The organism is Aeromonas sp. s10 (assembly GCF_040907975.1).
GTDB classification, from domain to species: Bacteria; Pseudomonadota; Gammaproteobacteria; order Enterobacterales; family Aeromonadaceae; genus Aeromonas; species Aeromonas caviae.
Genome location: NZ_JBFOCV010000043.1, coordinates 52433 through 76919, shown reverse-complemented (window position 1 = coordinate 76919; position 24487 = coordinate 52433). Strand labels below are relative to the sequence as shown.

The following is a 24487-nucleotide window of genomic DNA, read 5'->3' as shown; positions in this document are numbered from 1 at the left end:
GGATAAGGGCGTGAATTTTACCCGCATCGGGCCGAGAAAACTATAGGAACGGCCCGCACCCGTGGGCGTGGCGGATATTTCACTGCGTTTTCCACCACATTGCAGGATATTGATTTGGGTAAGTGGTGGTTATCCATTTCTACTGCATAACGAAACGGCTTGTCCAGGCTATTTTCCCCTGATTATGACAGGGTTATTTATACCGATTCGATCTGAATGATCCCGCTTCCCGTGGCGGTCGTATCCTTTGAGGACGCCGTTGGAGGATGATTCCCATGACACTGGTACTGTTTCCACTCTCCGCTCACCTGCTGCCGGGCGGCATTATGCCGCTGCGCATCTTCGAGCCCAGATACCAGCGCATGATCGCCGAGTCCCGGGAGCGGGAGTTCGCGCTCTGCATGCTGGACCCCCGCCAGCCCGACGCGCTGCGAAACATGTACCCCATCGCCACCCGGGTGCGCATCATCGATTTCGATCTGCTGCCCGATGGTCTGCTCGGCATCACGGTGCTCGGGGTAGAGCGGGTGCGCATCACGGATCTCTGGCAGGAAGAGGACGGTCTGCGGGTCGGCGAGGTGGAGCCCCTGCCCCCCTGGCAGAGCGGCAGGCTCCAGGCGGATCAGCACTCCCTGGCCAAGGCGTTGCAGGATGTGTTCAACGACTATCCGGAGTACGCGGCCCTCTATCCGGAGCCGGACTGGGAGGATGCGAGCTGGGTCGCCCAGCGCTGGCTGGAGGTGCTGCCCATCCCGGTGGAGCAAAAACAGTGGCTGGTGGCGGCCAAGGACAACCAGCCCACTCTCTCCCTGCTGAGCGGTCTACTGGTCGCGAGCCATTGAATTCCCCTTCCCGGTGATCCTTTTTCCTCGCTCACCGTATTGGGGGTGAACACCACACGCGAGGGATGGCGCAATGGCATATACTGGCCAACCACAATCGGCTCCACGCAGGACATCGCCCCCCATGGACAACCCAGACGGCGACCTCACATCTTTGCTGGTCCGGGTGGCCGAGCGTGCCGACAAGGCTGCCTTTGCCACCCTGTTCCACCACTTCGCGCCGCGCATCCGCAGCTACGGGCTGCGCCACCTCGGCAGCGAGGCCAACGCCATGGAACTGGTGCAGGAGACCATGCTGCTGGTCTGGCAGAAGGCACGGCTCTATCACCCCGACAAGGGCGCCGCCACCACCTGGATCTACACAGTGATGCGCAACCAGAGCTTTGACATGCTGCGCCGCCGCCGCGCCAGCAAGGAGGAGCTCTGCGCCGAGGAGATCTGGCCGTTGCTGGAGTTCCGGGCCGAAGAGGAGCACCTGAGCGGCGGTGAAGACGCGGTGCTGACCCGCCAGATGGCCCACTATGTCGCCACGCTGCCGGAGCCGCAGCAGCAGGTGGTGCGCGGCATCTACCTGCAGGAGCTCTCCCAGCAGGAGCTGGCCGACCGGCTCGGCGTGCCCCTTGGCACCATCAAGTCCCGGCTGCGGCTGGCACTACAGAAACTGAAGGAACAAGTGGAGCAAGGCCATGATTAAGACCCATCCGACTGAACCCATGCTGCGCGCCTTCGCCGCCGACGAGCTGCCTCTGCCGCTGGCCGTCGGTGTCTCCGCCCATTGCGAGTTCTGCCCCGAGTGCGCCGCCCGGGTGAAGGAATTTGAAGAGGCGCTGGCGTGCCAGCATCTCGCCCCTGACGCGCCGGACGAGGCGCTGCCCGCCGGATTCGATGCCATGCTGGCGGGCATACTGCAACAGCCGGTGGCGACGGAGGCGGCGCTCGCCCTTGCCGAGAGCCCGAGGCCAGAGCTCAGGGTGGCGGGTCACAGTTACCGGCTGCCGCGGGCATTGGCACGGCATCATGCCCCCAGGTGGCGTCATCTCGGGGCCATCCGTCAGGTCAGCCTGCCGCTGGACGAGATGGGGGCGCGGGCCAACCTGCTCCACATCGAGGCGGGGGGCCGGATCCCCGAGCACACCCACAAGGGATATGAGCTGACCCTGCTGCTGGCGGGCACCATCGAGGATGGCGACACCCGCTATCAGGCGGGGGATTTCATCTGGCGCGACGCCAGCCACGCCCACAGCCCCCACACCCCGGACGGCTGCCTCTGCTACACGGTGCAAGATGCCCCCGTGCAGTTCACCAAGGGGTTGTCACGGTTGCTCAACGGCATCAGTCAGCACCTCTATTGAGTTGGGCTCACGGCTGCTCGGCGATAGCGGGCTGCCGCGCGACTGAGGCGGTATCACGGCATGAAAAAAGGGACCCTCGGGTCCCTTTTGTGTTGCTTGGCGGCGAAGCCCATCAGGCCACGAAGACCAGGTAGACGACGAAGGCCAGCAGGAAGCGGTAGATGGCGAACGGGATGAAGTCGAGACGACGGATCAGCGCCAGGAAGGTCTTGATGGCGACCATGGCCACCACGAAGGCGGTGACGAAGCCCACCGCAAACATGGGGAAGTCCGCCATGGAGAGGAAATCGCGGCTCTTGTAGAGATCCAGGCCGCTGGCCGCGATCATCATGGGTACCGCCATGATGAAGGAGAATTCCGCTGCCGCGTGGCGGCTGATGCCCATCAGCATGCCGCCGCTGATGGTGGCGCCGGAGCGGGAGAAACCGGGCCAGAGTGCCAGGCACTGGAACAGGCCGATGCCGAAGGCCTGCTTGTAGCTGATGTCGTCCAGGGTCTCCGCGGTCACGGCGGGGCGGAACTTTTCGGCGATGATGAGCAGGATGCCACCGGCCACCAGGGCATACATCACGGTTTCCGGCCCGAACAGATTGGCCTTGATCCAGCTGTGGATAGCCAGCCCGACGACCACGGCGGGCAGCATGCCGAGGATGACGTGCACCAGGGAGAGGGTCGCGTGGCCCGGGGTCGGTTTCTGACCGAAGTGAATGCCGATGAGTCCGAACAGGCGGCGCCAGAACATGACGACCACTGCCAGGATGGAGCCGAGCTGGATCACCACCTCGAAGGTGGCGGCCTTGGGTCCTTCAAACCCGAGGAGGTGGCCGACGATGATCATGTGGCCGGTGGAGGAGACGGGGAGGAACTCGGTCAGGCCTTCCACTATGCCCAGCACAAAGGCGACGAACAGGGCGTAGGATTCGGTCATGGTGCAGATCTCTTGGTTATGGGGTCTGGATAAAATCAACCCCGAACGGGTCGGGGCGGCCAATGATGGCGGAAAATCGCGCGGGCAACCAGTGAATATTGGGGATTTCAGCGCCCTGTTCCGGTCGGGAAAGGGCGCTGGCGGACCATGCAGGGCGCGGCTTGCCGCATGCTGTCAGAAGCCATGACTGTCCCGTCACGTTCTGACAGGTCAGTCACGCATGTTGAGCTCTGTTTTATGATCTCTTTGTGCTGTCAGGCCAGTATGGACAGGATTTTCTGTTGAAGATCATCGTCCAGGGGGGGCTGCCCCAGGGCGTCGACGGCGCTCCTTATCTGTTGGGGATGGCTGGCGCCGATCAGGGCGCAGCTCACCACGGGGTCGCGCAGCACCCATTGCAGTGCGAGTTGCGACAGGGACTGACCCCGTTGCAGGGCCAGTGCATGCAGGGCGCGGACGGTGGCGAGCTTCTCCTCGGTGATCTGGTCCGCCGTGAGGAAGGGGCTGGCACTGGCGGCGCGGGAATCCGCGGGAATGCCCGCCAGGTAGCGATCGCTCAGCAGCCCCCCCGCCAGGGGCGAGAAGGCGACCACCCCCATGCCGTGCTCCCGGCAGGCCGGCAGGGTGTCGGGCTCAACATCGCGCTGGAACAGGGAGTATTTGAGCTGGTTGACCAGGCAGGGGGTGCCGAGCTCCGCCAGCCGGGCGGCAGCCTTGGCCGCGAGCGGGGCCGGGTAGTTGGAGAGGCCGATGTAGAGCGCCTTGCCCTGGCGCACCATCAGGGCCAGGGCCTGGCAGGTCTCCTCGAGCGGGGTGCGGGGATCCGGCCTGTGGTGATAGAAGATGTCCACGTAGTCGAGGCCCAGACGGCGCAGGCTCTGGTGCAGGCTGGCGAAGAGGTACTTGGCACTGCCGCCATCGCCGTAGGGGCCGTCCCACATCACGTAGCCCGCCTTGCTGGCGATGATGAGCTCGTCCCGATAGGGAGCCAGGCTCCTCTTCAGCAGCGTGCCGAAGGTCAGTTCGGCAGATCCCGGCGGCGGCCCGTAGTTGTTGGCGAGATCGAAGTGGGTGATCCCCAGATCGAACGCCTGATGCACCATGGCCTTCGCGGTGGCGGGATCGCTCCCGGCGCCGAAGTTGTGCCAAAGGCCCAGACCGATGCCGGGCAGGCGCAGGCCGTGGCGGCCCGCCGGTCGGTAGGGCTGGCGCTGGTAGCGGTCGGGGGCGGCGAGGTAGTTGTCATCCATCACGGTGCGGTTCCTTGGGCTGGTGTGCAATGAGGAGCGACGGGCCCTGCGGCGGGCCTCACCCCGGCTGATTCGGCGGTGCCATCGGGGCCGGGGCCGCCATGACGTGGCGGCGCGCCCGGGCCCCTTCGTCTGCCCGAGCAGGGCTGTCAGGGGGCAGGAATAAAGCGATAACGGGTCTGGTGGCGATAACGCTGCCCCGGCAGCAACCAGGGATCGCCGAAGGCGGGCCGGTTCGGGCTGTCGGGCAATTGCTGGGCCTCCAGGCAGAAGCCGTCGTAATCCCGGTAGGGTCGGCCCTGACGATCCGGCGTGCCGGTCAGCCAGTTGCCGCTGTAGAACTGCAGGGAGGGCTGATTGGTGTAGACCTCCATGGTCAGCTTGCCATCCCCCGAGATCACCCGGGCGGCCCATGGCTGATTGAACCCACCAAACGGCTCATCAGAAGGCTCAAAATCGCTGTTGTTGAGCAGAAATGCGTGATCGTACCCCTTGGCCAACTGCTGCTGGGGGTGGTCCAGCCACGCCTGGCCGATGGGGCGCGGGGCGCGCAGATCGAAGGGGCCTTCCACTGGAGCGATGGCCAGCGGCAGGCTCTGGTCATCCGTGGGCAGGTAGCGGTCGGCGTCGAGGCTGATGGTGTGGTGGCGGATGTCGCCACCGCCATCCAGGTTGAAGTAGGCGTGGCTGGTGAGGCTGACCGGACTGGGGGCGTCCGTGCTGGCGCAGAAGTCGACCACCAGATCGCACTGCTCCAGCCGATACTCCAGGCTCACCCTCAGATTGCCGGGAAAGCCCTGATCCCCCGCCCGGGAGAGGAGCGCCAGCTTGACCCTGTCCGCCTCCTGCTCCTTGATCTGCCAGGTGCGGCGATGGAACCCGTCGCGCCCGCCGTGCAGGCAGTTGGCCCCCTGGTTGGCGTCCAGCGTCCAGCACTGGCCTTCCCGCTCAAGGCGGGCGCCGCCGATACGGTTGGCAAAGCGCCCCGCCACGGCCCCCAGCCATACCTGCTGGGTGAGGTAGGCCTCGTCGGCGCAACCCAGCAGCACCTCCCGCCGCTCTCCCGCCACCGGCAGGGTGAGGGAGGTGAGGGTGGCCCCGTATGCGAGACCGCGCAGCCGCAGTCCCTCCTCGTTTTCCAGTTCGAATCTCATCATGGTTTGCGGTTCCCCGTCGTGATCCCGTCGCCCCCTGCTGGCGTCGCGAGTGCCGGGCAGGGGGCGTCACCCGTTGTCAGGCGTGCGTTACAGTCTGCCGGCCCCTGCGCTGGCACGGCAGACGTAACAGTCCGCCTTGAGGCCGAAACGGGCCGGGTATTCCGCCTCCACCACGGCGATCACCTCGGCCACCTTCTCGGGGCGCAGCAGGGCGACCACGCAGCCGCCAAAACCGCCGCCGGTCATGCGCACACCGCCTTCGCTGCCGATCCGGGCCTTGATGATCTCCACCAGGCCGTCGATGGGGGGCACGGTAATCTCGAAGTCATCGCGCATGGCGGCGTGGGACTGGCCCATCAGCTCACCGAGGCGCACCAGATCGCCCTGTGCCAGTGCATCAGCCGCCGCCAGGGTGCGGGCGTTCTCGCCGACCACGTGGCGGGCGCGGCGATAGCAGGCCTCGTCCAGCCCGGCCTTGCCCGCTTCCAGGGTCGCCAGATCCAGGTCGCGCAGGGCCTTGACCCCGTAGTGACGGGCGGCGGTTTCGCACTGCTGGCGACGGGTGTTGTATTCGCTGTCCACCAGGCCGCGGCGCACGTTGGAGTTGACGATGAGCACCGCCAGATCGGTGGGCATGGGGATGAGCCGGGTCTCCAGGGAACGGCAATCGAGCAGCAGGGCGTGATCCTGCTTGCCGCTCGCGGAGATCATCTGATCCATGATGCCGCAGTTGCAGCCGACGAACTGGTTCTCCGCCTGCTGGCCGTTGAGGGCGATTTCCGCCTGGCTGATGGCCAGCCCCTGGGCCTCCTTGAAGGCCTGGCCGATGGCCACTTCCAGGGAAGCGGAGGAGGAGAGACCCGTCCCCTGGGGCACGTTGCCGGAGACCACCAGATTGAGGCCGCTCAGGGCGTGGCCCCGTGCCTGCAGGTGTTTCACCACGCCGCGGATGTAGTCGCTCCAGCGCTGGCTGGGGTGGTGCTCGATGGGTTGATCGAGACTGAACCGGTCGCGCTGGTTGTCGTAGTCGGCGGCGATCACTTCGACCAGGTTGTCGCCGCGCAGGCCGATGGCGACGCAGGTCTCGTAGTCGATGGCGCAGGGCAGCACGAAGCCGTCGTTGTAGTCGGTGTGCTCGCCGATGAGGTTGACGCGGCCTGGAGCCCGTACCAGCAGGTCGGGTTGTTGCTCAAACTGCTCGGCAAACACGGCGCTGACGCGCTGGCTCGGGGTCATAGGGCCTCCTCGTTGGCCTGGTTCTGGTCGTTGTAGTGGATGGGACTGAGGGCGCGCAGCCGTTCCGCCGCCTGTTCCGGGGTGAGATCGCGCTGGGTCTCGGCCAGCATCTCGAAGCCCACCATGAATTTGCGCACCGTGGCGGAGCGCAGCAGGGGCGGATAGAAGTGGGCGTGCAGTTGCCACGCCTCGGGGCAGTCGGAACGGGGCGGGGCGAAGTGCCAGCCCATGGAGTAGGGGAAGCTGCACTGGAACAGGTTGTCGTAGCGGCTGGTGAGCTCCTTGAGCGCGATGGCCAGGTCCTGTTGCTGTTCCCGGGTGAGATCCAGCATGGAGGGGACATGGGCCTTGGGCAGCAGCAGGGTCTCGAACGGCCAGGCCGCCCAGAAGGGCACCACCGCCAGCCAGTGGGCGGTCTCCACCACGATGCGGGAGCGATCCGCCAGCTCCCGCTCCACATAGTCCAGCAGCAGGGGACGGCCGTGTTCGGCCAGCCAGGCGCGCTGGTGCGCCTCTTCCCGGGCAATCTCGTTGGGCAGGAAGTCGCTGCCCCAGAGCTGGCCGTGAGGGTGCGGGTTGGAGCAGCCCATGACGGCGCCCTTGTTTTCAAAGACTTGCACCCATTCCCACTGGTCAGAGAGCTCGGCCACCTGGTCCATCCAGGTGGTGATCACCCCTTCGATGGCGGGCAGGGGCAGCTCGGGCAGGGTCTTGCCGTGATCCGGCGAGAAGCAGATGACCCGGCTGGTGCCCCGGGCGGCTTCCAGCTTCAGCAGGGGATCCGGCGCCGCGTCGGCGGCCGGGGTGTCCTGCATCAGGGCGGCGAAGTCATTGGTAAAGACGAAGGTGCCCTGATAGTCGGGGTTGATATCGCCGGTCACCCGGGTGTTGCCCGCACAGAGGAAGCAGTCGGGATCATGGGCCTGGCTCGGCGCCAGGCTCACCTTCTCGACCTGGCCTTGCCAGGGGCGCTTGGCCCTGTGAGGGGAGACCAGCACGTACTGGCCGGTGAGCGGGTTGAAGCGGCGGTGGGGGTGATCAACGGGGTTGAACATCATCACTCCAGTGTGTGAGTTGAATACATCCGAAGGCGCAGGACAGGGCCTACGCCTCGTAACCATTGGGGTTGGCGGACTGCCAGCGCCAGCTGTCGGCGCACATGGCGGCGAGATCCCGGCTGGCGTGCCAGTCCAGTTCCCGAGCGGCCTTGGCGGGATCGGCCCAGCACTCGGCGATGTCGCCGGGGCGCCGTGGCTCGATCCGGTAGGGAAGGGGCCGACCGCAGGCGGCCTCGAACGCCGCGACCATCTGCAACACGCTCTGGCCCTGGCCCGTGCCCAGGTTGTAGGCGTGGACACCGCCCCGTCCGGCGCAGTGTTCCAGAGCCTTGACGTGCCCTTCGGCGAGATCCATCACATGGATGTAGTCGCGCACCCCGGTGCCGTCGATGGTTGGGTAATCGTTACCAAAGACCGAGAGGCAGTCGCGCCGGCCGATGGCTACCTGGGTCAAAAACGGCATCAGATTGTTGGGGATGCCCTGGGGATCCTCCCCCAGAGTGCCGGACTCGTGGGCGCCGACGGGGTTGAAATAGCGCAGCAGGGTCATGCTCCAGTGGGGCTCGGCCCGCTGCAGATCCTCGAGGATCTCCTCGATGATCAGCTTGGATCGGCCGTAGGGGTTGGTGGCGCTGCGGGGAAAATCTTCCCGGATCGGGGTGCTGGCGGGATCGCCGTAGACGGTGGCCGACGAGCTGAACACCAGATTGCGTACCCCGGCCCGTTTCATCGCCTGCAGCAATACCAGGGTGCCGCTCAGGTTGTTCTCGTAGTAGTCCAGCGGGATGCGGGTCGACTCGCCGACCGCCTTGAGGGCGGCGAAGTGGATCACGGCGTCGATGTGCTGCTCGCTGAAGATGCGATCCAGCAGGGCCGGGTCACGGATGTCCCCTTCGTAGAAGCGGGGCTCGCGCCCGCTGATGGCGGCGACACGGGTCAGGACGCCCGCCTTGCTGTTGCAGAGGTTGTCCACCACCACGGGCTCCATGCCTGCGGCCTGCAAGGCCAGACAGGTGTGGCTGCCGATGTAGCCGCAACCGCCGGTGACCAGTACTTTCATCCGTTGTTCCACCCTCAACTCCTCGCATCAGGAAAGCCTGAGCAGGAGTCTAGCCGAGGGGCTGACGGGCAAACTGTGAGCTGCTTAACAAATACGTGTAAACGATTACACTTGTTTTCATCGACCAATGTGGCAAGTTCTGATTTTTCCCCCTGTTATCAGTGACATTGAACGGTATAATGCGGCCAGTTGCAGCGTGAAATAAGTGAAAACAGCATGAGCACCATCAAGGATGTCGCCCGTTTGGCCAATGTGTCAGTGGCAACGGTTTCACGGGTGATGAACAACTCACCCAAGGCCAGTGCCGCCTCCCGCGAGGTGGTGCTGAAGGCCATGGCCGAGCTGGGCTATACCCCCAACGCCAACGCGCGGGCCCTGGTCAGCCAGACCTGTGACACCATGGGAGTGGTGGTGGGTGACGTGGCGGATCCTTTCTTCGGCGCCCTGGTCAAAGGGGTCGCTGCGGTGGCGGTGGAGCAGGGCTTGCACCTGTTGATGGGTAATGGTTTTCACCGCGCCCAGCAGGAGCGGGAGGCCATCGAGCTGCTCATCGGCAAACGCTGCGAGGCACTGGTGGTGCACAGCAAAGCGCTCGGCGACGAGGAGCTGGTCGACTACGCCCTGCGCGCCCCCGGCATGGTGCTGATCAACCGCGACATTCCGAGTCTGAGGGGGCGCTGCATCGCCCTCAACAACCGCCAGGGTGCGGCGACCGCCACCCGTCATCTGCTGGATCTCGGCCACCGCCATATCGCCTTCCTGAGCTCGGATCACGCCATCGAGGATGCGCTGTTGCGCCACCAGGGCTATCAGGATGCCCTGGCGGAGGCGGAGGTCTTCGCCGATCCCGAGCTGGTGGAGAGCGGCATGCCCAATGAAGAGGGGGGCGAGCGCGCCATGCTCAACCTGCTGGCCAAGGGGTTGCCCATCACGGCGGTGGTGGCCTACAACGACGCCATGGCGGCAGGGGCCATCTCTGTGCTGGCGGACAACGGCCTCAAGGTGCCGGAAGAGGTCTCGGTGGTGGGCTTCGATGACATCATCTACGCCAGATACCTGAGACCCAAGCTCTCCACCATGCGCTATCCCATCGAGCTGATGGCGGCCCAGGCGGCCAAGCTGGCGCTGCAACTCGCCGCAGGGGAGAGCGAATCGGTGCAGAGTCGCATTTATACCCCCACCCTGATCAACCGCCATTCGGTCGCTCCCGTCAGGTCCTGATCGCAGCGCTTGCGCCCCGTCGGCGCAAGCGCTGCACCTGGCGAACCCGGGCTGCAGCATATAAAGCGCCCCCATAGCTCAGACGATAGATAGCTCAGAGCATGGCTAGCGCAGACCACAGAGGGTTGCCTGAGGAGTGATAACCGTCCCCTCACGCTCCCTGCCTGCCGAACTCGCCAGTTCTTCCCGCTCGTCTATCACGAGCCCCTCTCCCCCGGCCTGCCGAGCCTCACTTCCAGCCAGATCCTGCCAGACGCTCGCCATGGCTTTTCTCTGCGCCGGGCAGGGGTTCTCGTGGCCTCTGCACACTCCTTCGAGAGGCCGGGCTGCGTGCGTGCCCGGAACCGGGTTGAGGCGCTCCAGCACCTAATGAGGCGAGGGGGGCGCGATGTCGGGTCTTTGCCATGGCTTGCTCCGCTGGTTCGGCCATTGCCTCCCGGTTTCACACTCCCGGGCATCTTCTGCCCTTCCGAAGGTCCGCTTTTTCCCCCATGGGGTCATTTACCCGGATTTATCCGATTTTTACTCCGTTTTACTTAACAAAATGAGTGTAATCGTTTACATCTGTGTGAGCGGGATCGCCGATCACCGGGCAAAACTCTCCTACACTGCAGTGGTTTTCAGCGTGAATGCAGGGAGAAGTGAAGCATGCTCAGGGAGATAGTGGCCCGTCAGGATTGGCAGACCCAGGGGATCACCGCCGTGAACCGGTTGCCAGCCCATACCCCCTTGTCCAGTTGGCGCAGTGAAGGGGAAGCCAGGATGGGGGGGTTGTCACCTTCCCGCCTGCTGCTGGACGGCGAGTGGCAGTTCTCCTGGTTCGAGGCCCCTGAGCGGGTGCCGGAGCAGTGGCTGGTGGAGGATCTGCCGGATGCCTGCCCCATCAAGGTGCCGGGCAACTGGCAACTGGCTGCGGCCTATCCGGGGGCGCGGCCCGTCACGGATGTGCCCATCTACACCAACATCAAATACCCCTTTCCCTGCGACCCGCCCCGGGTGCCTGCCGAGAATCCCACCGGTTGCTACTCCCGCGAGTTCACCGTTGCTGCGGACTGGCTGGCCGAGGGGCAGACCCGGATCATCTTCGACGGGGTGGACAGCGCGTTTCACCTCTTCTGCAACGGCCGCTGGGTCGGTTACTCCCAGGACAGCCGGCTGCCGGCGGAATTCGATCTGACCCCCTTCCTTCAGGCCGGGGCCAACCGCCTCGCCGTCCTGGTGCTGCGCTGGTCTGACGGCTCCTATCTGGAAGATCAGGACATGTGGCGCATGAGCGGCATCTTCCGCTCCGTCAGCCTGCTGCACAAACCGGCCCGTCATCTGATGGATATCCGGGTGACGCCCGAGCTCGACGCCTGCTACCGGGATGCCCGCCTCAAGGTTGAATTGCAGGCGGCCAACGGGGCCGGTCTGTCGGTGGAGGCCAACCTCTATGATGGCGACGAGCGGGTTGCGACCCTGCGCCAGCGGATCGGCACCCAGGCCATCGACGAGAAAGGGGTGTATGACGATCGCGCCGAGTTGTGGCTGACGGTAACGGCGCCACACAAGTGGAGCGCCGAGACCCCGCACCTCTATCGCCTGACCTTGACTCTGCTGGACGAGCAGGGAAGCGCTCTCGAGAGCGAGGCCCATGACGTGGGCTTTCGGGCGGTGGAGATCCGTGGCGGCCTGCTGCGGGTCAACGGCCAGCCCCTGCTGATTCGTGGTGCCAATCGCCATGAACACCATCCCGCCACGGGTCACGTGGTGACCCCGGCCGACATGGAGCAGGATCTGCTGCTGATGAAGCGGCACAACTTCAACGCGGTGCGCTGCTCCCACTATCCCAATCAACCCGAGCTCTATCGCCTGTGCGACCGGCTCGGCCTCTATGTGGTGGACGAGGCGAACCTGGAGACCCACGGCATGACCCCCATGGGGCGGCTGGCGCGGGATCCCGCCTGGAGCAACGCCTTCCTGGAGCGGGTCACCCGTATGGTGGCCCGGGACTTCAACCACCCCTGCATCATCATCTGGTCCCTGGGGAACGAATCAGGTTATGGCCCGGCCCACGACGCTATGTATCGCTGGGTGAAGGGGGCTGATCCCAGCCGCCCGGTGCAGTACGAAGGGGGCGGGGCCGACACCCCGGCCACCGACATCATCTGCCCCATGTATGCCCGTACCCATCAGGATCAACCCTTCCCGGCGGTGCCCAAGTGGGCACTGACCAAGTGGATCGGCCTGCCGGAAGAGACCCGGCCGCTGATCCTGTGCGAATACGCCCACGCCATGGGCAACAGCCTGGGGGGCTATGCCCATTACTGGCAGGCATTTCGCGATCATCCGCGGCTGCAGGGTGGGTTTGTCTGGGATTGGGTCGATCAGGGGCTGGACAAGCAGACCGACGATGGCCGCCATTTCTGGGCCTATGGTGGCGACTTCGGCGACACTCCGAACGATCGCCAGTTCTGCTGCAACGGCCTGCTGTTCCCCGATCGCACCCCCCATCCCTCCTTGTTTGAAGCCCGGCGTGCCCAGCAGCCCTTCGTTCTGACCCTGCAGGGTCGCCAGCCGCTGACGGTGGAGATCCGCAGCGAATACCTGTTCCGCGAGACGGACAACGAACGCCTGCTGTGGCGTCTGTGTGAAGACGGCGTGGTGGTGAGCCAGGGTGAATGCCCGCTCGAGCTGGCCCCCCGGGGGAGCGTGACGCTGACCCTGCTGGAGCAACTGCCGGCCTTTGCGCCGGGGGCGCTCGCCTGGCTGGATCTCGCCATCGTGCAGCCCACCGCCACGGCCTGGGCCGGAGCGGGTCACGAGGTGGCTCGCCAGCAATGCCTGTTGCCCGCGCCCCTGGCGCTGCCGTCGGCCTGCCCGGCGGTCAGCCTGACCGAGCAGCGCGATCACTGGGTGCTTGGCGCCGCAGATTCCCTGTGGCAGCTCGACAAGGCCAGTGGTCGCATCGTCAGCTGGCAGAAGCAGGGCCGGGAACGGCTTCGCGACGCCATCGCCGATCACTTCTATCGGGCGCCGCTCGACAACGATATCGGCACCAGCGAGGCGGATCACGCCGATCCCAACGCCTGGATTGCCCGCTGGCAGGAGGCCGGACTCAATGATCTGCAGCACTGCTGTCTCGGCCTGGAGGCGAGTCCGGAGCTGGGTCTCATCACGGCGCACCACGGCTACTTCGTGGGTGACGAACCGAAGATCCTGACCCGCTGGCATCACAGGGTGGACGGGGAGGGCGCCATGCACCTCGCCATCGAGGTGGAGGTGGCCGCCGACATGCCCTCCCTGCCGCGCATCGGTGCCCGGCTCTGGCTGGCTGATGAACCGGCCGAAGGTGCCCCGGTGAGCTGGCTGGGGCTTGGCCCCCACGAGAATTACCCGGATCGACGGCTCGCCGCCGATCTCGGTCGCTGGCAATTGCCCATCGAGGCGTTGCACACCCCTTATGTCTTCCCCACCGACAACGGACTGCGCTGCGATACCCGCGCACTGCAACTGGGGGATCTGGCGGTGGAGGGGCGCTTCCACTTCAGCGTCAGCCGCTACAGTCAGCAGCAGCTGGCCGAAGCCCGTCACCAGACCGATCTGGTGGCTCTGGGGGGCACGCACCTGTGCCTCGATGGCTTCCACATGGGGGTAGGAGGCGACGACTCCTGGAGCCAGAGCGTGCGGCCCGAGTTCTGGCTGTTGCCGGGGCGTTATCACTGGCACTGCCGTCTGAGCTAGCCGGACCCGCCGTCGCGAGATGGCGAGACTCAAAGGCGGTTTCTCACGTAACTATTTAATTTTTAACAATATTACGGCTATGTAACAGAGTGTAAACGTTTTCATTTTGTTGCCAGGATCACAGACCGCCTCACAACAAACTGATTACATTAGGCTGGCGCCAGCTCAAACGGTGTACAGCATTCCCTACAAAAAAACAGATAGAGATCGGAGCATAACAATGAAAAAACTCACGACAGTTGCCACCTTGCTGATGGGACTGATGGCGGGAGCCCAAGCCCAGGCCGATACCCGTATCGGGGTCACCGTCTACAAGTACGACGACAACTTCATGGCCGTGGTGCGCAAGGCCATCGAGAAAGAAGCGGCGGCCACCCCGGGTGTGGAACTGCTGATGAACGACTCCCAGAACGACCAGTCCAAGCAGAACGACCAGATCGACGTGCTGCTGGCCAAGGGCGTGAAGGCCCTGGCCATCAACCTGGTTGACCCGGCGGCGGCCCCTGTCGTGATTGAGAAAGCCCGTGCGGACGAGATCCCCGTGGTCTTCTACAACAAGGAACCGAGCGCGGCTGACCTGGCCAGCTATGACAAGGCCTACTACGTTGGCACCGACTCCAAGGAGTCCGGAATCATTCAGGGCCAGCTGATCGCCAAGCACTGGAAAGCGCACCCCGAGTGGGATCTGAACAAGGATGGCGTCATCCAGTTCGTGCTGCTCAAGGGTGAGCCTGGTCACCCGGATGCGGAAGCCCGCACCACCTACGTCGTCAAGACCTTGAACGATGGCGGCATCAAGACCGAGCAGCTGCACATGGATACCGGTATGTGGGATACCGCCATGGCCAAGGACAAGATGGACGCCTGGATCTCCGGTCCGAACGCCAACAAGATCGAAGTGGTCATCGCCAACAACGACGGCATGGCGATGGGCGCCGTGGAATCCCTGAAGGCCCAGGGCAAGACCGCCATCCCGGTGTTCGGTGTTGACGCCCTGCCGGAAGCCCTGGCCATGGTCAAGAGCGGTGCCATGGCTGGTACCGTGCTGAACGATGCGGCCAACCAGGCCAAGGCCACCTTCGAGCTGACCAAGAACCTGGCCGAAGGCAAGCCGGCCGGTGAAGGCACCAACTGGAAGATCGACAACAAGGTCGTCCGCGTTGCCTACGTGGGCGTAGACAAAGACAACCTGTCCCAATTCGAGTAATTCCTCCCCTCAGGGCAAGGGAGATCCCCTTGCCCTCTTTTCAACCAGATGTGATGGCTGATATGACAACACGGCAACAATCAGAATGGCTGTTGGAGATGATTGACGTCAGTAAGAGCTTTCCTGGCGTCAAGGCACTCGATAATGTCAATTTACGGGTCCGTCCTCATTCTGTGCATGCGTTGATGGGCGAGAATGGCGCAGGGAAGTCCACGCTGCTCAAGTGCCTGTTCGGCATCTACGAGAAGGATCAGGGCAAGATCTTCTTCAAGGGACAGGAGATCAACTTCACCTCGTCCAAAGAGGCGCTGGAGAATGGCGTTTCCATGGTGCATCAGGAGCTGAACCTGGTACTGCAACGCACCGTGATGGACAACATGTGGCTCGGCCGCTATCCCACCAAGGGACTGTTTGTCGACCACGGCAAGATGTATCAGGACACCAAGCATATCTTCGAGGAGCTGGACATCGACATCGACCCCAGGGTCAAGGTCGGCACCCTGTCGGTTTCCCAGATGCAGATGATCGAGATTGCCAAGGCATTCTCCTATGACGCCAAGATCGTCATCATGGACGAACCCACCTCCTCCCTGACCGAGAAAGAGGTCAACCACCTCTTCAAGATCATCAACAAGCTCAAGGAGAAGGGGTGCGGCATCGTCTACATCTCCCACAAGATGGAAGAGATCTTCCAGCTCTGTGACGAGATCACCATATTGCGGGATGGCCAGTGGGTGGCGACCCAGCCCCTCAAGGGCATGACCATGGATCAGATCATCGGCATGATGGTCGGCCGCGAGCTCACCCAGCGCTTCCCGGAAAAAACCAACCAGCCCAAAGAGGTGATCCTCGAGGTCGAGCACCTGACGGCCAAGAACCAGCCTTCCATCAAGGACGTGACCTTCAACCTGCACAAGGGGGAGATCCTCGGCATCGCCGGTCTGGTGGGGGCCAAGCGCACCGACATCGTGGAGACCCTGTTCGGCATCCGCGATCGCAGCGAAGGGACCATCAAGCTGCACGGCAAAGAGGTGGCGAACCACAACGCCCACGAGGCGATCCAGAACGGCTTCGCCCTGGTGACCGAGGAGCGCCGCTCCACCGGGATCTATTCACGCCTCGACATCGCCTTCAACTCCCTGATCGCCAACATGGACAACTACAAGGGATCCATGGGGCTGCTCAGCGACAACAAGATGAAGAGCGATACCCAGTGGGTCATCGACTCCATGCGGGTCAAGACACCGACCCAGCAGACCCAGATCGGCTCCCTCTCCGGTGGCAACCAGCAGAAGGTGATCATCGGTCGCTGGCTGCTGACCCAGCCCGAGATCCTGATGCTGGATGAACCGACCCGGGGTATCGACGTCGGCGCCAAGTTCGAGATCTACCAGCTCATCCTGGAGCTGGCGAAGAAGGACAAGGGCATCGTCATCATCTCCTCCGAAATGCCCGAACTGCTCGGCATCACGGACCGCATCATGGTCATGAGCAATGGCCGGGTCGCGGGGATCGTCAACACCAAAGAAACTGACCAGAGCGAGATCCTGCGCCTGGCATCTCTGTACCTATAAAGACAGGAAGACATTATGGAGTCGGCTAAAAATTTCAATCTGATGCAGGCGCTCAAAGAGAACGGCATCTATGTGGTGTTGCTGGTGTTGCTCATGATCATCGTGATCAAGGAGCCCTCCTTCCTCAGCCTCACCAACCTCAGCAACATCCTGACCCAGTCCTCGGTACGGGTCATCATCGCCCTCGGGGTGGCGGGCATCATCATAACCCAGGGTACTGACCTGTCGGCCGGTCGCCAGGTCGGCCTGGCAGCGCTGATCGCGGCCACCATGCTGCAGGCCCTGACCAACGTCAACAAGGTCTTCCCCACCCTGGGGGAGGTGCCCATTCCGGCGGTGATCCTGCTGGTGTGCGTGGTGGGGGCCCTGATTGGTCTGGTCAACGGCCTGATCGTCGCCTACCTGAACGTGACGCCCTTCATCACCACCCTGGGCACCATGATCATCGTCTACGGCATCAACTCCCTCTATTTCGACTCCGTGGGGGCTTCCCCGGTAGCCGGGTTTGATCCTCGCTTCTCCAACTTTGCGCAGGGCTTCATCCGGATTGGCGGGTTCAAGCTCTCGTACCTGACCTTCTATGCGGCCATCGCCAGCGTCTTCGTCTGGGTGCTGTGGAACAAGACCCGCTTTGGCAAGAACATCTTCGCCATCGGCGGCAACCCGGAAGCGGCCAAGGTGTCCGGCGTCAACGTCGCTGTCAACCTGGTGGTCATCTATGCCCTGGCCGGTGTCTTCTACGCCTTCGGCGGCATGCTGGAAGCGGGGCGGATCGGCAGTGCCACCAACAACCTCGGCTTCATGTATGAGCTGGATGCCATCGCGGCCTGCGTGGTGGGGGGCGTTTCGTTTGCCGGCGGTGTGGGAACTGTCGCGGGTGTGATCACCGGCGTACTTATCTTCACGCTGATCAACTATGGTTTGACCTACATCGGTGTCAGCCCTTACTGGCAGTTCATCATCAAGGGCGGCATCATCATCCTGGCGGTAGCCCTGGACTCCATGAAGTACGCCAAGAAGAAGTAAGCATTGGCAGGGAGGGCCGGGTCATCCCGGCCCTTTCTCTTTGGAGGGACCCATACCATGGCATTCAAAGTCAAAATCAACGTGCTGCTGCTGCTCGCCATTCTGGTCACCATCGGTACCGCCTGGTTCAGCGTCAACCACTTCATCAGCGGCTACATCCGCACCCAGGCCACCCAGAACATCAACGAGCAGATCACCCTGGTCAGGGAGAAGCTGGCGGGTGACATCAACCAGAAGGTGCTGCTGGCCGCCAACCTCAACCTCGGGGTGACCAGCGTCAAGAAGGCGCTGCAGGAGACCGGCTTTCACAACATCGTCAAGCTCATTGGCGACATGGCATTCGACGCGAACGGGGTCATCGACGACAAGGCCAGGGTTGACGCCCTGCGCAAGCTGATCCCCGCCGCCAACAACCAGATCACCGTCAGCCCGCTGGAGCAGCTGGACGGCAAACCCGTCATCTCCATCCTGGTGCCGCGCGGTGCCGACTCCGCCTACCTCTACTACCTCGACATGAGCGAGTTCAAGACGCTGCTGACCAAGGTAAGCGGGGAAGGGCGTTACTTCTCCCTCACCGACAGTCAGGGACAGGTGCTCTACAGCAGCAAGCCCCAGGGAGAGAGCGAGAGCCGCCCCAACAAGCTGGATATTCGCGGCAGCGAGTGGACCCTGACCGGTTATGTGGATCTCGACTATATCCGGGCCATGACCCAGGCGCTCAACGGCAAGATCACCCTGGCCCTGCTCGGGGTGGCGGCGCTGGTACTGGCCCTCTCCATGGTGGCCCTCAACCTGGCCTATAGACCCATCCTCTCCCTGCGCGACCTGGTGCAGGAGCTCTCCCAGGGCAATGGGGATCTGACCCGCCGGCTCACGGTAACCAGCAAGGATGATCTCGGCCAGATCTCGGCGGGCATCAACCGTTTCATCGAGCAGTTGCAGGGCATGATGGGGGAGGTGAGACAAGCGAGTGGCCAGCTCAATGAAGGGATATCGGCATTGGCGAGGCAGACGGGGTCAGCCCAGGGCCTGCTGGCGGAGCATGTGCGGGAGACCGAACAGGTGGTCACCGCCATCAACGAGATGAGCCGTACTGCCGTCTCGGTATCGGAGAGCGCGGCCAATACTGCCCAGCTGACCGGCCAGAGCCAGCAACTGGCCAACCAGTCGCGTCAGGTGGTGGATCAGGCCATGGCCAGCGTCACTGCGCTGGTGACGGAGGTGGAGACCACGGCACACTCCATCGAAGCCATGCAGCAGGATGTGCAGCAGATAGGCTCGATTCTCGGGGTCATCGGTGGCATCGCAGAGCAGACCAACTTGCTGGCCCTCAACGCCGCCATCGAGGCGGCCCGGGCTGGTGAGCAGGGGCGGGGGTTTGCGGTGGTGGCGGACGAAGTGCGCTCTCTGGCGGGACGCACCCAGAAGAGCACTGCCGAGATCCAGACCATGCTGACCCGGCTGCAACGGGGCACCCAGACCGTGGTGGCCGCCATGGGCAACACCCGGCAGAGTTGCCAGGATGCGGCGGAAAACACCAGCAAGGTGAATGCGTCACTGGATCTGATGGCAGGAGAAGTGGTGGAGATCAACGATCTCATCAGCCATATCGCCACGGCCGCGGAGGAGCAGAGTGCCGTTGCCGAGGAGATCAATCGCAACATGAGTGCCATCGCCGAGGTGATCACCCAGCTCAAGGGGAATGGCGAGCGCACCGTGGACAGCTCGAACGCCATGCAGCGCACCTATGACAGGCTGCGGGAGATAGTGGGGCACTTCCGGCTGGAATAGCGCCGGCTGGGCGAGTCCCGGGTACCCTGGCCAGCAATATCGTGGCCGGGGTGACCCATCAGCGGGCAGACGTGAAAAAGGCCCAAAAAAGATGGGGGCGACTTGCGTCGCCCCCGATAGTCTTATCGCTCATATCCTTGAACGAAGTTGCTCCCTGCAATCCCTGACTATACCTCTTCCTTTAGGTTTCCCCTTCCCAATCCTTTGGGGTGTCCTTTAGCCATCATGGCCTGACGAGTCATCCGTTCCCGTCGCACTTTCTCCGTCCTGGGAGGTGTCCTTTACCACATCCTGTGGTGAGTCCATTTGCCCAACCCTGGCAGCCAGTCTTCCTGACCGACTTCATTGCGTCCGTGCAGGAGTAACTATAAGGATTTCGCGCAGGGCGACAATGACATGCTGAAAAACGTTTTTTTCAAACTGGTTTCCCGCGAAAGGATAGTGAAGTTATCTTTTTTAAAATCATGGTTTTAATGATCTCTCATGCTGTTTTTTCACGCGCATCTTCCGACTATGGCGAGAATTTTATTGGTGCTTTGCTTACGCAGTCGATGGCGAATGTCTCACAAGGCGTTTAACTGCGGTTCAGAATCCGGGGAGGCCGGTCAGTGTCGATCGCAGATGAGGGTGGAGGAGGGCAATGGGCATGATGCTGGTGGCGTGGTCCGGATCCCATTCAGGAGATAAAGGAGGTAAAGCGGGGATGACCCAAGAGGAGCTCGCCTCCCCTTGGGCGAGAGGGTCAGGGATGCTGGCTGCCACCGTGCCATTGGCATAGGTAGGCGGGTACCAGCATCTGGGGTGCCTGGTCAACGTGACAGACCACCAGCGGCATGGCGGGGGCTCCCTGGGCATGCACTAGAGCCGGTGTCATGGGCAGGACCAGGGCGACGAGCAGAAACAGCGACGGGATCTTCATGGTTATCTCCTTGGTGACGGGAACGAATGTGACAAGCATCACTTTTTGAGTTAAGGCGAACCCGAAATCGGCGCAAGGTGACTGAAAAAATTCAACTAATGAAAAAACTTTGAATCCCGGTTGCACTCCGGTCGGTGAAAAAGTCGCCATCAGGATGCGTGCAAAATGCATATCCATATAAAAGAGATAGTGCACACGACTTGGCGATGAGGCTCGCCATCTGGCCCGGACGGGCCGCCATGATCTGGGACAAGAGATGGATTATTCAGCGATAAAGGAGCAGGTGATTATTTATGTGAGAGCAAACGGGATGATAAGCGAGGATAAATTCAAAGGTGGGTGAACTTTATTCAAAAAATGAGCGTTTTGATTTTAATGTAATGATTTGTTTGATGTTTTTTATTTATGGCTATCCATTTATGGATATCATGGATGAATGAAATTGCGTTCTTTGTGGAATATATTGGGGCTTTATTGCGTATTTATGCCGGATGGAGGGTGAGGGAAATGTCAGATATGTAAACTCCATCATAAATTAACTTCTGAATTTATGCAGTCTCGGGTGAATGTGATCAATGTCCAAGTTTGGTGGAGTTGCCAGACCTAATCTCTGCGTCGAAAGGCAAGGGCAGGATAGAACACAAGCCGAGTACCCTACATAAAGAATATCCCGCCTTAGCCACGAGCCTGAATAGAAGGAATCTATTCAATCACTCGCAGGGACCACTGCTAGACGGAATATCATCATGAGCAAATTTTATGTAGGTTCTGAAGTTGGCCAGTTGCGCCGTGTCATGTTGCACCGCCCCAACCTCAGTCTGAAGCGTCTGACCCCTTCCAACTGCCAGGATCTGCTGTTTGACGACGTCCTGTCCGTGGAACGTGCCGGTCAGGAGCACGACAAATTCGCTCAGGTACTGCGCGATCAGAATGTCGAAGTCTTCCTCCTGACCAATCTGCTGGCGGAAACCCTGGACGTGCCGGAAGCCAAAGCCTGGCTGCTGCAACACCAGGTCTCCGACTATCGCCTCGGCACTGCCCTGGCCAACGACGTGCGCTGCTTCCTGGCGGACATGCCTCACCGCGAGCTGGCCCGCATCCTCTCCGGCGGCCTCACCTACTCCGAGATGCCCTACAGCGGCGTCAACATGGTGGTCGGCATGCATGCCCCGACCGATTTCATCATCGAACCGCTGCCCAACCACCTCTTCACCCGCGATACCTCCTGCTGGGTCTATGGCGGCGTCTCCATCAACCCCATGGCCAAGGCCGCCCGTCGTCGCGAGACCAACCACGTGAAGGCCATCTACCGCTGGCACCCGCAGTTTGCCGGTCAGGAGTTCATCAAGTACTTCGGTGACGAGGAGCGCGACTACGACAACTCCACCATCGAAGGGGGCGACGTCCTGGTCATCGGCCGTGGCGCCGTGCTCATCGGCATGTCCGAGCGCACCACGCCACAAGGGGTGGAGCACCTGGCCCGCAGCCTGTTCAAGCACGGTCAGGCCAAGCAGGTCATCGCCATGGAGCTGCCGAAACACCGCAGCTGCATGCACCTCGACACCGTCATGACCCACATGGATGTCGACACCTTCTCCGTCTATCCGGAAGTCATCCGCAAGGATGTGAACTGCTGGAGCCTGACCCCGGGCGGTGCCACCGGGATGAACATCAAGGAAGAGGGTTACTTCGTGACCGCCATCGAGAAGGCGCTGGGGGTGGATCAGCTCAGGCTCATCACCACCGGCGGCGACAGCTTCGAGGCCGAGCGGGAGCAGTGGAACGACGCCAACAACGTGTTGACCGTGCGCCCCGGCGTGGTGGTGGGTTACGAGCGCAACACCTACACCAACGAGAAGTACGACAAGGCCGGCATCACTGTGCTGCCCATCCCGGGTGAAGAGCTGGGACGTGGTCGCGGCGGCGCCCGCTGCATGAGCTGCCCGATGGAACGTGACGGCATCTGACAAGACGGCGTGGCGCCGGCAGAGGCTGGCGCCACACACACACGAATTCGAGAGTAACACCCATGAAAAAACCAACTGTCGTCGTCGCCCTGGGGGGCAATGCCCTGCTCCGCCGCGGTGAACCTCTGGAAGCCGACATCCAGCGCAAGAACATCGCCACCGCCGCCAAGACCATCGCCCGCATCGCCGAGGATTACAACGTGGTGCTGGTGCACGGCAACGGCCCGCAAGTCGGCCTGCTGGCCCTGCAAAACAGCGCCTACACCAAGGTCTCCCCCTATCCCCTGGATGTGCTGGGTGCCGAGTCCCAGGGCATGATCGGCTACATGCTGATCCAGGAGTTGAAGAACCTGATGCCGAGCCGCAACGTCACCGCCCTGCTGACCCAGGTGCAGGTCGACCCGCAAGATCCGGCGTTTGCCAACCCGACCAAGTTTATCGGCCCGGTTTATGAAGAAGTGGAGGCCCGCGCCCTGGCTGCCGAGAAGCAGTGGTCGGTCAAGGCAGACGGCAAGTTCTTCCGCCGCGTGGTGCCGTCCCCGCTGCCCCAGCGCATCGTCGAAGGCGACGCCATCGAAACCCTGATCGCCCAGGGCCACCTCATCATCTGTACCGGTGGTGGTGGCATCCCGGTGACCTGGGATGGCCAGAGCCTGACCGGCATCGAAGCCGTCATCGACAAGGACATGTCTGCCGCCTACCTGGCCAAGCAGATCAAGGCCGACGCCCTGCTGATCCTGACCGATGCCGATGCCGTCTACCTGGACTGGGGCAAACCGACCCAGCGTCCGCTGCGGGTCACCAGCCCGGACGAGCTGGCTGGCGTCAAGTTCGATGCCGGCTCCATGGGGCCCAAGGTCGAAGCCTCCTGCGAATTCGTCAAGGCGACCGGCGGCATGGTCGGCATCGGCTCCCTGGAAGATGGCCTCGCCATCCTCAAGGGGGAAGCCGGCACCAACATCGTCGCCACCAATACCGTCAATGCCTGAGCCAAGGCTCTGGTCTGAACAACTGCGTAGTCAATGACACTGCCAAATTGGTCTGAACAAATATAGAGAGAACTCATCATGGCTTTTAATCTGCGTAACCGTAACTTCCTGAAACTGCTGGACTTCACCCCACGCGAAATCCAATACATGATCGATCTGGCCATCGACCTGAAGAAAGCCAAATACGGTGGCTATGAGCGCAAGCATCTGGTCGGCAAGAACATTGCCCTGATCTTCGAGAAGACCTCCACCCGCACCCGCTGTGCGTTCGAAGTGGCGGCCTTCGACCAGGGCGCCCAGGTCTCCTACCTCGGCCCGAGCGGTTCCCAAATCGGTCACAAGGAGTCCATGAAGGACACCGCCCGGGTGCTGGGCCGCATGTATGACGGCATCGAATACCGCGGCTATGGCCAGGAGATCGTCGAAGAGCTGGGGGCCCACGCCGGTGTGCCGGTCTGGAACGGCCTGACCAACGAATTCCACCCGACCCAGATCCTGGCGGACTTCATGACCATGCTGGAGCACGGCAAGGGCAAACGTCTGGATCAGATCAAGTTCGCCTACCTGGGTGACGCCCGCAACAACATGGGCAACTCCCTGATGGTGGGTGCCGCCAAGATGGGCATGGACATCCGTCTGGTGGCGCCGAAAGCCTTCTGGCCGGAAGAGGAGCTGGTTGCCACCTGCCGCCTCATCGCCGAAGAGACCGGTGCGCGCATCCACCTGACCGAAGACGTGAAAGAGGGTGTGCTGGGTGCCGACTTCCTCTACACCGACGTCTGGGTCTCCATGGGTGAAGCGAAGGAAGCCTGGGATCAGCGGGTGAAACTGATGACCCCGTATCAGGTCAACATGGATGTCATCAACGCGACCAAGAACCCGGATGTGAAGTTCATGCACTGCCTGCCGGCGTTCCACAACGATGAGACCACCATGGGCAAGGAAGTGGCCGACAAATATGGCATGAAGGGCCTGGAAGTGACCGAGGACGTGTTCGAATCAGAGCACAGCATCGTCTTCGATGAGGCCGAAAACCGGATGCACACCATCAAGGCAGTGATGGTTGCTACGCTGGGCGACTAAGGTCGTCAGTGGTGCCGGGGGGTGACCCCCGGCTTTTCAACCATGTGACAGCGGCATAATACCTCCAACCCTACGACCCGCAGCCTGCATGGATACCACACCCA

At 62.5% G+C, this 24487-nt stretch carries 19 protein-coding genes; 12 read left to right on the top strand and 7 right to left on the bottom strand.

Annotated features, from left to right (window positions below; genetic code table 11):
* Positions 1 to 275 precede the first annotated feature (275 nt).
* The 3 genes from AB5Y59_RS16185 (at position 276) to AB5Y59_RS16175 (ending at position 2194) form a co-directional block, all read left to right on the top strand.
* Positions 276 to 842 carry an LON peptidase substrate-binding domain-containing protein gene (locus AB5Y59_RS16185; protein ID WP_010676027.1) on the top strand — a complete coding sequence of 189 codons (567 nt, stop codon included), beginning with the start codon at positions 276 to 278 and terminating at the stop codon, positions 840 to 842.
* A 124-nt stretch (positions 843 to 966) separates the two neighbouring features.
* A complete protein-coding gene (locus AB5Y59_RS16180) occupies positions 967 to 1536 on the top strand; it encodes a sigma-70 family RNA polymerase sigma factor (protein ID WP_010676026.1) in 570 nt (189 codons plus the stop codon).
* Positions 1529 to 2194, top strand: a complete 666-nt coding sequence (locus AB5Y59_RS16175; RefSeq protein ID WP_053288019.1) for a ChrR family anti-sigma-E factor — start codon at positions 1529 to 1531, stop codon at positions 2192 to 2194. The genes AB5Y59_RS16180 and AB5Y59_RS16175 overlap by 8 nt, the downstream gene beginning before the upstream one ends.
* Before the next feature lie 112 nt (positions 2195 to 2306).
* Here AB5Y59_RS16175 and bacA read toward each other — a convergent pair whose 3' ends face one another.
* The 6 genes from bacA to galE form a co-directional block, all read right to left on the bottom strand.
* Complete coding sequence (bacA, locus tag AB5Y59_RS16170) at positions 2307 to 3122, bottom strand: undecaprenyl-diphosphate phosphatase (protein ID WP_010676024.1); 816 nt, start codon at positions 3120 to 3122, stop codon at positions 2307 to 2309.
* A gap of 254 nt (positions 3123 to 3376) precedes the next feature.
* Complete coding sequence (locus AB5Y59_RS16165) at positions 3377 to 4372, bottom strand: aldo/keto reductase (protein WP_128296079.1); 996 nt, start codon at positions 4370 to 4372, stop codon at positions 3377 to 3379.
* A 149-nt stretch (positions 4373 to 4521) separates the two neighbouring features.
* A complete protein-coding gene (galM, locus tag AB5Y59_RS16160) occupies positions 4522 to 5589 on the bottom strand; it encodes a galactose-1-epimerase (RefSeq protein ID WP_368212380.1) in 1068 nt (355 codons plus the stop codon).
* 27 nt (positions 5590 to 5616) lie between these two features.
* Entirely contained in the window at positions 5617 to 6765 is a 1149-nt protein-coding gene (galK, locus tag AB5Y59_RS16155) for a galactokinase (protein WP_368212332.1), read from the bottom strand.
* Entirely contained in the window at positions 6762 to 7820 is a 1059-nt protein-coding gene (locus AB5Y59_RS16150) for a UDP-glucose--hexose-1-phosphate uridylyltransferase (protein WP_069784958.1), read from the bottom strand. Before AB5Y59_RS16150 ends, galK begins: the two co-directional genes overlap by 4 nt.
* Positions 7821 to 7869: 49 nt before the next feature.
* Positions 7870 to 8883, bottom strand: a complete 1014-nt coding sequence (gene galE, locus AB5Y59_RS16145) for a UDP-glucose 4-epimerase GalE (protein WP_134997206.1) — start codon at positions 8881 to 8883, stop codon at positions 7870 to 7872.
* Positions 8884 to 9099: 216 nt separating this feature from the next.
* On the opposite strand from galE, the gene AB5Y59_RS16140 reads away from it, so the two are divergent.
* From AB5Y59_RS16140 to AB5Y59_RS16115, 6 genes are all read left to right on the top strand, one after another.
* Positions 9100 to 10104 (top strand): substrate-binding domain-containing protein, encoded by a 1005-nt coding sequence (locus tag AB5Y59_RS16140; protein WP_010676018.1) that lies wholly within the window; start codon positions 9100 to 9102, stop codon positions 10102 to 10104.
* 648 nt (positions 10105 to 10752) lie between these two features.
* Positions 10753 to 13827, top strand: a complete 3075-nt coding sequence (locus AB5Y59_RS16135) for a beta-galactosidase (RefSeq protein ID WP_368212330.1) — start codon at positions 10753 to 10755, stop codon at positions 13825 to 13827.
* A 220-nt stretch (positions 13828 to 14047) separates the two neighbouring features.
* On the top strand, positions 14048 to 15034 hold the full coding sequence (gene mglB, locus AB5Y59_RS16130; RefSeq protein WP_010676016.1) for a galactose/glucose ABC transporter substrate-binding protein MglB: 987 nt from the start codon (positions 14048 to 14050) through the stop codon (positions 15032 to 15034).
* Positions 15035 to 15087: 53 nt separating this feature from the next.
* Positions 15088 to 16608 carry a galactose/methyl galactoside ABC transporter ATP-binding protein MglA gene (gene mglA / locus AB5Y59_RS16125; protein ID WP_010676015.1) on the top strand — a complete coding sequence of 507 codons (1521 nt, stop codon included), beginning with the start codon at positions 15088 to 15090 and terminating at the stop codon, positions 16606 to 16608.
* Positions 16609 to 16623: 15 nt separating this feature from the next.
* The gene (mglC, locus tag AB5Y59_RS16120) at positions 16624 to 17634 is read left to right on the top strand and encodes a galactose/methyl galactoside ABC transporter permease MglC (protein ID WP_010676014.1); all 1011 of its coding nucleotides are present in this window, start codon (positions 16624 to 16626) and stop codon (positions 17632 to 17634) included.
* Positions 17635 to 17691: 57 nt separating this feature from the next.
* Positions 17692 to 19425: a methyl-accepting chemotaxis protein gene (locus AB5Y59_RS16115; protein WP_010676013.1), complete on the top strand. Its 1734-nt coding sequence runs from the start codon at positions 17692 to 17694 to the stop codon at positions 19423 to 19425.
* Positions 19426 to 20167: 742 nt separating this feature from the next.
* Here the strand turns inward: AB5Y59_RS16115 and AB5Y59_RS16110 are convergent.
* On the bottom strand, positions 20168 to 20344 hold the full coding sequence (locus AB5Y59_RS16110; protein WP_134997205.1) for a hypothetical protein: 177 nt from the start codon (positions 20342 to 20344) through the stop codon (positions 20168 to 20170).
* A gap of 746 nt (positions 20345 to 21090) precedes the next feature.
* Between AB5Y59_RS16110 and arcA the strand changes: the two genes are divergently transcribed.
* The 3 genes from arcA to argF all read left to right on the top strand — a co-directional run bounded on the left by arcA (position 21091) and on the right by argF (position 24383).
* Positions 21091 to 22311, top strand: a complete 1221-nt coding sequence (arcA, locus tag AB5Y59_RS16105; protein WP_010676011.1) for an arginine deiminase — start codon at positions 21091 to 21093, stop codon at positions 22309 to 22311.
* A gap of 62 nt (positions 22312 to 22373) precedes the next feature.
* Positions 22374 to 23300: a carbamate kinase gene (locus tag AB5Y59_RS16100; RefSeq protein ID WP_048209544.1), complete on the top strand. Its 927-nt coding sequence runs from the start codon at positions 22374 to 22376 to the stop codon at positions 23298 to 23300.
* Between the two features lie 78 nt (positions 23301 to 23378).
* Positions 23379 to 24383, top strand: coding sequence for an ornithine carbamoyltransferase (argF, locus tag AB5Y59_RS16095; RefSeq protein ID WP_010676009.1), 1005 nt, complete (start codon positions 23379 to 23381; stop codon positions 24381 to 24383).
* Positions 24384 to 24487 lie beyond the last annotated feature (104 nt).